We start from the raw sequence: 8337 nt of genomic DNA, 5'->3' as shown, positions 1-8337 counted from the left end.
AAGACCGCGCCATGAGGACAAATAGTTGGTTGCGGGGGCCAGATTTGAACTGACGACCTTCGGGTTATGAGCCCGACGAGCTACCGAGCTGCTCCACCCCGCGTCCGAATTTTTTCCGAAGTGGCCGAGCAGTAGCCAGTTCGAATCGTCTTCATCACCTGTCACCCTCTGGGTGTTGCCGATGTCGACACTCAGATGGTTGCGGGGGCCGGATTTGAACCGACGACCTTCGGGTTATGAGCCCGACGAGCTACCGAGCTGCTCCACCCCGCGTCTGAGGTGGCCAATAATAGGCTCCAACGCTGAGATTGCAAGTAATTATCCTAAAAAAAGTTTATCCGGGGATTAAACCACCACATGCTGTGTTCTTTTGCAACAAACCGTAGTTTTTTCAGTCAACTAGGTGCTTCCCTTGCCGCTCGAGGCCCTCCGTTGCCAGGCCAGGTTACCGGATCCGGCGTGCTCCCCCCTCTCTATATGTGTGAAAAAGCCCGCGCCGATCACAGACGCGGGCTAACTCCCTGGCTTGTCCTGGGGCGACTCAGGCCAGCTGGTGCAGCACGCTGGTCGCCGCTATCTGGGCGATGATGAGACCGCACAGGGTCACGGACAGCACCACGGGGACCGTCTCCTGCTGCCGGTAGATAGGGCTGAACCAGAGCAGCAGGGCGGCGATGAGCAAGCCCGCCTGGGTCAGCACCCCGGGGATCAGGGCATCGAGCCCGGCGCCATTGTCCTGCCCGCTCACCCGCACCGCCAACCAGATCAGGCTCAGCATGGCGGCCAGCAGCCCCGCCAGTGGCAACAGCAGATTGAATGCCTGCAGGCGGTGGCGGGCACGCAGCAGCATCAAATGTGCGAAGGCCGAGCCCAGCAGCACCATCTGCAGCACACCATTCAGCCAGCCCTGGATCTGCAGCAGACCCAGGCCATAGAGGGCGAGCGGCATGGCAGGCAGCCACAGCAGGCTGGCGGGAATGGCGCGCTTGCCCTCGAGGCGCGACTGGGCCAGGGAGAGCACTATCCCCAGGATAAGGGCAGCGCCCCCGCTCCAGGGCAGCCAGCCGGTCACCCCTGCTTCGATCCCCAGCATCAGGGAGAGGCCGGTGATCACCCAGATGGAGAAGAGCTGGTTGGTGATCCGCGAGCGCTGGCCCGGGCAGAGATCCCCGCGCCACAGGACGATCCCGAGCGCGATCAGGGCCCCCAGGGCCATCAGACCGGTCAGGGAAAAGAGCCAAAAAGGAAGTTGGACGAACATAGGGTCTCCGGCAGCAAACAGATGACAGGGCCAAGGGGCCCCGGCAACAAAAAACGAGAGGCGAGTATACCCAAACCCGCCCCCATCCCCAACGCCTGCGAGACTAGCTCTGGCCTCGGGCCAGGGCGACCACCCGCGCGAACATCTGCTTGAGCATGGGGGGAATGTGTTCGCTGCCAAGGCGCTCCGCCTCCTCCACCACGGCCAGGGCCATACCGGGCTTGCTGCGGTGATGGATGGCCTTGGAGATGATGCGCCCGGCGTTGAGGGTGGAGCGCCCCCCCACCCCGGCCTCGCGCCGAAACACCGCCTCGAATCCGTTATGGTAGAGGTAGTGCTCTATGTCCGCCGAGGGCAACTGGGTGATCCTGTCCCGCTCCCGCTCCCCCTTGAGCAGGGAACGGGCTGAGCTCGCGTACTTGGCGCCCGCCTCGTCGCCGTCGGTGAGCAGGTGCCACTCAATGCCAAAGTCCCGGGCCACCTTGATGAGGGGGGCCTGACCGCACTGGGCAAACTCTATGATCCGCACCCCTTCCGCCCGCAGGCTGTAGCCGCAGATCTGGGCGAGCTCGGAGAGCAGCCAGATCTCGGTCTCCCCCTCCACCAGCAGCCAGCAGCGGGCAAACATCGACATGGGTCTGTTGATCCGCACGTGGAAGGCAATCTTGCGCAAGTCGTCGCTGCTGTAGCGCTCCCCCCCCAGCTGATGGCAGAGGATGTCATGCTGGCGACGCACCAGACGGCGCACCTGGTTGAGCGGCAGGGAAGAGAGCAGATCCCCCGAGTTGGTGGTGAGCAGCTTCTGGCCGGGCAACTGCTCGAGCAGGCCCCAGGCCAGCGCCAGCATGGTGGGGTGCAGGCGGCTCTCGGGATCTTCCAGCATCAGTATGGGCCTGGCCCCCTCCTCCAGCTCGCGGTTGCCGCGGGCATGGAGCAGCATGGCGGCCATGCCTGCCATGGCCAGTTGCAGGGCCCGGTTGTCGGCACTGCGCAGCAGCACCTGCAAGTTGCCGGGGTTGCGCAGGGTCATGGGGCGATTGACTATCTCCCGCTGGCTGCGGGGCTTGTGCTTGATGGGGGCCAGGGCGCTGAAGTAGTGCTCCATCAACTGCTGCACCGCCTGCAGCGCCTCTTTGAGCTCGGGTTCGCCGATGCGCTGGGGCTCGTCGGTCAGCTTGCCGGCGAGCTCCCCGAGCCGCTGCTCGGAGAGATCGTCCCAGGGCAGCCGCTCTATGCCGTCCCGGGCCGTGCGGGCATCCCGCAGCCGGAACACTGGGTTCATGGTGATGAGCAGGCGCACCAGCTCCTCGTTGTTGTCGATGGCCAGGTTCTTGCCGATGCCGTCGAGAAAGTCATGGGTGCTCTGCACGCTGCCGTCGTCCAGCAGCTCGGCGCTGGCGCGATAGTGGATACGGTGGAACTTGTCCCTGTGAGGGATCCAGGCCGCGCCAAGGCGCGCCAATCGGCGGGAGTGCTGGCACATCTGGGGGCGGTACTCGCTGAAGGTGAGCACCAGTTGCAGGGTGCGCGACGGGCTCAGCTCGGGATCTTCGGGCTGATGGAAATCATCGCGACTGAATTGATAGGGTTCGGCATCCCCCAGCAGGCACCAGAGGGCACGCAGCAGGCTGGACTTGCCCCAGGCGTTCTCACCGATGAGAACAGTGGTGTGATCCAGCCCGAGCGAGAGCCGATTTATCCCGCGAAAACCTTTGACTTCAATGCGTTCCAGAAACATGCGGCCATATCCAGTCCATCCTGATGGCGCAATAGTGGCAAAGTTGCCGGGAAAATCCTATCGGGTCTTGGGGTTTTCAGCGGGAACTGTGAGGCACTGCGGGTTCGGGAGGGGTGGGAACAGAGATGCGGTCTTGCGGAGCATTCCAGTGGCTGAACCAGAGGTGGCGGGTACGGGTCTGACGTTTGCGATGATTCAATGGGCATTCCTTTTTGTGGGTAAGTGGTAGAGGGTACACCTCTTTTACCCAGAGTCTCAGCGTTATCTGTGACAGGAGAATGACAATTGGGCGCGCCACTGCCCCGGGCTCAGGCCGAAGGCCTCCCGAAAGCGGTTGCCAAAATGGGCCTGGGAGGAGAAACCGCACTGGGCGGCGATGCTGGCCAGGGGGTCACTTCCCGCCAGCAACTGCTTGGCCCGCTGGAGCCTGAGCCCCTGCAGGTAGCGATGGGGCGGGCAACCCAGGCTCTGGCCGAACATGCGGGCGAAGTGATATTCGCTCAGGCCCGCCTCCCGGGCGAGTTCGCTCAAGGTGACGGGCTCGGCCAGGTGAGCCAGCAGATACTCCTGCACCCGCCGGATCACCACGGGGGCCAGGCCGCCCCGCACCTCGGGGAGCCCAGGCGCCTCCCGGGTATGGTGACGGTAGGCGTGCAACATCAGCATCCAGGCACCGTGGGAGAGCGCCATGCGATCTGCCCCGTGCTGCCAGTCCAGCTTCATCAGCTGTGCCTGCACCAGGGCCGCGGCCTGGGGATCCTCGATGAAGGTCTTGTCCTGCAACACCAGGTGGCGCCCCTCCTTGTCGCACACCTGCTCGGCAATGCGGCAGAGGTGCTCAGGGGTGAAGTAGAGGTGGAAGAAGCGAAACTCCTCGCGCACCAGCCATTCGGATCTGTGGTGATCCGGCATGATGCACACCTTGCCGGTGCCACCGTGGCCGCCGGGACCGTCGAGGCGCTCGGTCTGCTCGCCCCCCTGCAGATAGACGCTGATGGTGTGGTGACCCGGCTTGTGGTAACGGGTCTGATCGTAGCGGTTGCGCCAGCTGGCCACCCCAAGTCCAGGCTCCAGCCAGCAGGAGTCCTCCAGCCGCGCCCCCGTGCTGACCAGGGCATCGAACACCCCCGCCGGTCGTCTCTGCTGCACCTGTCTGCCTCATCCTTGTTCCCGTGCCGCCATCTTATCGCGGCGACTCGCCAAGCGCTGCTGCCGGCCACAAAAAACCGCAAGATGGTGCAAGCCAGGGGGGGCCATCAGGCCCATGCTGATCCCCATGTCACTCCCCTTCTCATCGGATCCGCTTATGAATCTCCTGCTGTATGTTTCCACCGTCCTCATCTGGGGCAGCACCTGGATCGCCATCGCCTGGCAGCTCGGCCCCATTCCCATCGAGGTCTCTGTGCTCTATCGCTTCGCCCTGGCGGCGCTGGCGCTCTTTGCCCTGCTCACGTTAAGCGGCAGGTTCCCGCGCCTGCCCTGGGCGGGTCAGCGTTATGCGGCCCTGCTCGGCGCCCTGCTCTTCTCCACCAACTTCCTCTGCTTCTACCACGCCACCCTCTATATACCGAGTGGCATGTCGGCGGTGATCTTCGCCAGCGCCAGCATCTTCAACGGTCTCAACCTCTGGCTGTTCGAGGGCAAGCGCCCGGGCCTGCGCTGGTTGCAGGGGTCGCTGCTGGGGCTCATGGGCACACTGCTGCTGTTCTGGCCTGTTCTGGCGGATGCGCAACTGGGTGCAAACGGCTGGAAGGGGCTGCTGTTCGCCTGCAGCGGCACCCTCTGCTTCTCCCTCGGGAACCTTGTCTCCGCCCGTGGCCAGCGCCAAGGCTATCAGGTGTTGCAGATGGTGCCCTGGGGCATGGTGTACGGGGTGGTGCTGCTGCTGGGCTGGGTCATGGTGCTGGGTCAGTCCCTGACCCTGCCAACCGAGCCCCGCTACCTCGCGGCCATGGTCTATCTGGCCATCTTCGGCTCCGTCATCGCCTTCACCGCCTACCTCACCCTGGTGGGGCGCATCGGTGCCAGCAAGGCCGCCTACACCACTGTGCTGTTTCCCCTGGTGGCGCTGAGCCTCTCCACCCTCTATGAGGGCTTCGTCTGGCAGACGGTCTCCATCGTCGGCGTGGTGGTGAGTCTGGTCGGCAACCTGGTGATCTTCGCCCCGCCCGTCAGGGCGTGGCGCTGGCCGTTATCGAGGGCTGCAAACGGTACTTGCCCCTGATGCCGGTAGCCCCTAAGGTAAGCCCTCCCAACAGAGGTTGAACGGAGGAAGCATGTTACTGGAAGGGCTGGAGACACTCTGCCTGCTGGCGAGCGAGGGCACCATGGCCAAGGTCGCGAGTCGCCTCTATATCAGCCAGTCGGCGGTGAGCAAGCGCATCACCCAGTTGGAGCAGCGCCTTGGCAAGCGGCTCATCGAGCCGGATGGCCGCCAGACTCGCCTCACCCCCCAGGCCAGGGAGCTGCTCGCCCGGGTGGCCCCGAGCCTCGCCGAGATGAAGGGGGTGCTGGCGGACAGCCAGACCCTCACCGACCAGACCCCCCTGCCCGTCGCCTGCTCAGAGACCCTGCTGGCGGGCTACCTCGCCCGCTTCATGCACGACTACCTTGGCCGGGATCCCCACCTGGCCCTCTCCACCCACCACACCCCGGTGATCCTGACGCGGGTGCGCGGTGGCGATGCCCTGCTCGGCATCTGCGCCGGCCGCCTGCCCCCCGGTCACGGCCTGTGCGCCGAGCTGCTGCTGGAGGAGCCCTTCTATCTGGTGGGGGACGATCAGGAGGAGGCGGCGCAGCCGGATCATCAGAGCGCCTTGCAAGCAACTATGACGAGCACACAGCTGACTGAAGACGACGTGAGTGAGGGGATGCAGGACAAGGTGTGCAAGATCCTGACCATGGATCTGGAGAACCCCTCCAATCGCTATCTGCGGGATCCCCTGGCCGCGCTCGGGCTGGTGCCGGCCATGGAGCTCGACTCCTATCTGGCGCTGATCGAGCTGGCCAAGGCGGGCATAGGCCCTGTGCTGCTGCCGGCCGGCCTGCTGGCCCTGGTGGGGGATCAGGGGAAACGGGCGCGCGCCCTGCCGGGGCTGGCGCGCCCGCTGCACCTGGTTTATCGGCCAAGCAGCCTAAAGCGGGCGCGGATCCAGCGCCTGGTCGAGGCGATCCGGGCCCACTTCGCCCGGGTGAGCCAAGGCCAGAGCTGACTCAGACCAGCCAGCTGAACAGCTCGGGGTACTGACTCCACACCAGCTTGGCGGACATCACCAGGGAGACGGTCACCAGCAGCGGCTTGATAAGTTTCACCCCCTTTTTGAGCACCAGTTTGGAACCGAAACGGGCCCCGATAAACTGGCCCAGCGCCATGCAAAAACCCACGCTCCACACCACCTTGCCGCCGAGGGCAAAGAACAGCAGGGAGGCGATGTTGGAGGTGAAGTTGAGCAGCTTGGTGTGGGCAGTGGCTCTGGCCATGCCAAAGCCTGCCAGGGCCACGAAGCCGATGGCGAAGAAGGAGCCGGTGCCGGGGCCGAAGAAGCCGTCATAGAAGCCGACCCCGCCCCCCACCAGCAGGGCGAACATCATGGGGGTGAGACGGCGCTGGCTCTCCGCATCGCTCACCCTGGGGGAGAAATAGAAGTAGCAGGCGAACGCCATCAGCAGGAAGGGCAAGAGGCGCTCCAGGATGGCGGCATCTATGGTCTGCACCGCCAGGGTGCCGATGGCCGCCCCGATGAAGGTGCAGATGACCGCCGGCCAGATGATGGCCCACTCCAAGAGCCCCTTGCGGGCATAGAACCAGGTGGCGGAGAAGGAGCCGAAACTGCTCTGCAGCTTGTTGGTGCCAAGCACCAGGGCGGGCGGCATGCCGGTGGCGAGCAGGGCCGGCACCGTCAGCAGGCCGCCGCCTCCGGCGATGGCGTCGATAAAGCCGGCGATGAGGGCGACCCCGAACAGGGCAACCAGGGTGAGCAGTTCCAGTTCCATCCATAAACCTCGTGTGATGCGGCCACCCGCGGCAATCCCGGGTGTCCTGTTTGAGCACAATGCAGGTCGCTATCCTAACGGGGGCGGGCTCATGAGGCTAACGAAACGATGGCAGCCAATTGATTCCTGATTTTCATCAGTCAGCCCCAGTGGCTCAGGCAGCGTCCGATCCCTGTAGGAGAGGGTCAGCCAGTCCATCGCCCTCCCCCTTGATCGCCTCCAGGGCCTGCAACAGCGAGCTCTCGTCCTCGCCGGGAGCCCGGCTGACCCGACCCGCCATATAGCGGCTGCTGAACAGGATTAAGCCAGCGCTGCCTCGCCCCGCTCAGCGGCAGACTCGGCAACCTCCCCCTTGATCGCCTCCAGGGCCTGCAACAGCGAGCTCTCGTCCTCGCCCGGGGCCCGGCTGACCCGACCCGCCATATAGCGGCTGCTAAATAAATTGAACCAGTGCTGCAACGCCTGGCCTGCCTGCAGCTCACCGGCCACCTCCAGCACGCAGGCCGCCACCTCGGCGGTGCACAGGTGCTCATCGCAGTGGGCGACCCGCATGCCATAGGTGGAGAGCGCGTCAGGCCGCACCGACAGCACGGGGAAGCCATCCAGATAGGGGCTCATGTTGAACATCTTGCGCGCCTCGGGCCAGGTACCGTCCAGCAGGATGAAGAGCGGCTTCTTGCCAGGGGCAAGGGCCACCTGCTCGGTCACCCGGGCCGGGTTCTTCTCGCAGGCGGGGAACACCACATAGGGCTGCCAGGCGGGATCCGCCAGCAGGGCCAGCAGCTCGGGATGGGGCTGGGTGCGCTTCCAGAGAAAGGCCCAGGTGGTCTGGGGCAAGACGTCGGCGATGAGACGGCCGGTGTTGGACGGCTTCATGGGCTCGCTGTCATACATCAGCAGGCAAAAGCCCGCCTCGGCCTTGAGCTCGGGGCGCCACTCGCAGGCACACCAGGCATGACGCAGCTGGCAGGCCTCGCAGCGGGGCACGCTGCCGCCACGGGCGAGAAAGGGACGGGTTGAGATGCTCTTGCGCCAGATGCGCAGGCGATTGACGGCATGATCGGGGATGGGCTTCATGGGGCGCGGCTCGGCGACAGGGTCTGCGGGAAAAAGGGGGCAGATTGTAGCGGGCGCGCCATGGGGCTGCAAGGCTCCCGAGGGGGACCACAGGGAGGTCAGGGCCGCTCGCCGGATAAGCGCGGTGACCCCTATGACAGAGGGGCCGGCAGGCCCCTCAGATTGCTGAAGAACCCCCTTCTTTTTCAAAAAAGGGGGTTCTTCTTTCGCTTTGGGTCTGAGGGCTGATCATCCGCTAGAAAGTCGGCATAGTTGCCATCTTTGCCAC

At 64.8% G+C, this 8337-nt stretch carries 7 protein-coding genes and 2 tRNA genes; 2 read left to right on the top strand and 7 right to left on the bottom strand.

The features are described 5' to 3' along the window. Positions 1-26 precede the first annotated feature (26 nt). The 5 genes from ACB030_RS20180 to ACB030_RS20160 all read right to left on the bottom strand — a co-directional run bounded on the left by ACB030_RS20180 (position 27) and on the right by ACB030_RS20160 (position 4148). Positions 27-103, bottom strand: a tRNA-Met gene (locus ACB030_RS20180). Between the two features lie 93 nt (positions 104-196). Beyond that, positions 197-273: transfer RNA gene (locus tag ACB030_RS20175), tRNA-Met, on the bottom strand. Positions 274-541: 268 nt separating this feature from the next. Then, a complete protein-coding gene (locus tag ACB030_RS20170; RefSeq protein ID WP_371162224.1) occupies positions 542-1261 on the bottom strand; it encodes a hypothetical protein in 720 nt (239 codons plus the stop codon). 103 nt (positions 1262-1364) lie between these two features. Beyond that, positions 1365-2999, bottom strand: a complete 1635-nt coding sequence (locus tag ACB030_RS20165) for an ATP-dependent endonuclease (protein ID WP_371162222.1) — start codon at positions 2997-2999, stop codon at positions 1365-1367. Positions 3000-3260: 261 nt separating this feature from the next. Beyond that, on the bottom strand, positions 3261-4148 hold the full coding sequence (locus tag ACB030_RS20160) for a helix-turn-helix domain-containing protein (RefSeq protein ID WP_371162220.1): 888 nt from the start codon (positions 4146-4148) through the stop codon (positions 3261-3263). Positions 4149-4305: 157 nt separating this feature from the next. On the opposite strand from ACB030_RS20160, the gene ACB030_RS20155 reads away from it, so the two are divergent. Both ACB030_RS20155 and ACB030_RS20150 read left to right on the top strand, forming a co-directional pair. Further along, positions 4306-5223, top strand: a complete 918-nt coding sequence (locus ACB030_RS20155) for a DMT family transporter (RefSeq protein WP_371162218.1) — start codon at positions 4306-4308, stop codon at positions 5221-5223. Positions 5224-5275: 52 nt separating this feature from the next. Next, positions 5276-6211: a LysR family transcriptional regulator gene (locus tag ACB030_RS20150; RefSeq protein WP_371162216.1), complete on the top strand. Its 936-nt coding sequence runs from the start codon at positions 5276-5278 to the stop codon at positions 6209-6211. 1 nt (position 6212) lies between these two features. Here the strand turns inward: ACB030_RS20150 and ACB030_RS20145 are convergent, their stop codons facing one another. Together ACB030_RS20145 and ACB030_RS20140 are read right to left on the bottom strand one after the other, a co-directional pair. Continuing rightward, positions 6213-6992 (bottom strand): TSUP family transporter, encoded by a 780-nt coding sequence (locus ACB030_RS20145; RefSeq protein ID WP_371162214.1) that lies wholly within the window; start codon positions 6990-6992, stop codon positions 6213-6215. A 300-nt stretch (positions 6993-7292) separates the two neighbouring features. Further along, complete coding sequence (locus tag ACB030_RS20140; RefSeq protein ID WP_371162212.1) at positions 7293-8069, bottom strand: tRNA-uridine aminocarboxypropyltransferase; 777 nt, start codon at positions 8067-8069, stop codon at positions 7293-7295. Positions 8070-8337: the final 268 nt, after the last annotated feature.

The organism is Aeromonas sp. S16(2024) (genome assembly GCF_041403065.1).
Lineage (GTDB): Bacteria > Pseudomonadota > Gammaproteobacteria > Enterobacterales > Aeromonadaceae > Aeromonas.
Note: the sequence above shows the minus strand (reverse complement) of the source record. Positions and strands in the feature narration are given on the sequence as shown.

Excerpts from the sequence above, each read along its gene's own strand:
- ACB030_RS20170 (WP_371162224.1), bottom strand. The coding sequence starts at position 1,261 with ATGTTCGTCCAACTTCCTTTTTGGCTCTTTTCCCTGACCGGTCTGATG.
- ACB030_RS20155 (WP_371162218.1), top strand. The coding sequence starts at position 4,306 with ATGAATCTCCTGCTGTATGTTTCCACCGTCCTCATCTGGGGCAGCACC.
- ACB030_RS20150 (WP_371162216.1), top strand. The coding sequence starts at position 5,276 with ATGTTACTGGAAGGGCTGGAGACACTCTGCCTGCTGGCGAGCGAGGGC.
- ACB030_RS20140 (WP_371162212.1), bottom strand. The coding sequence starts at position 8,069 with ATGAAGCCCATCCCCGATCATGCCGTCAATCGCCTGCGCATCTGGCGC.
- ACB030_RS20165 (WP_371162222.1), bottom strand. The coding sequence starts at position 2,999 with ATGTTTCTGGAACGCATTGAAGTCAAAGGTTTTCGCGGGATAAATCGG.
- ACB030_RS20145 (WP_371162214.1), bottom strand. The coding sequence starts at position 6,992 with ATGGAACTGGAACTGCTCACCCTGGTTGCCCTGTTCGGGGTCGCCCTC.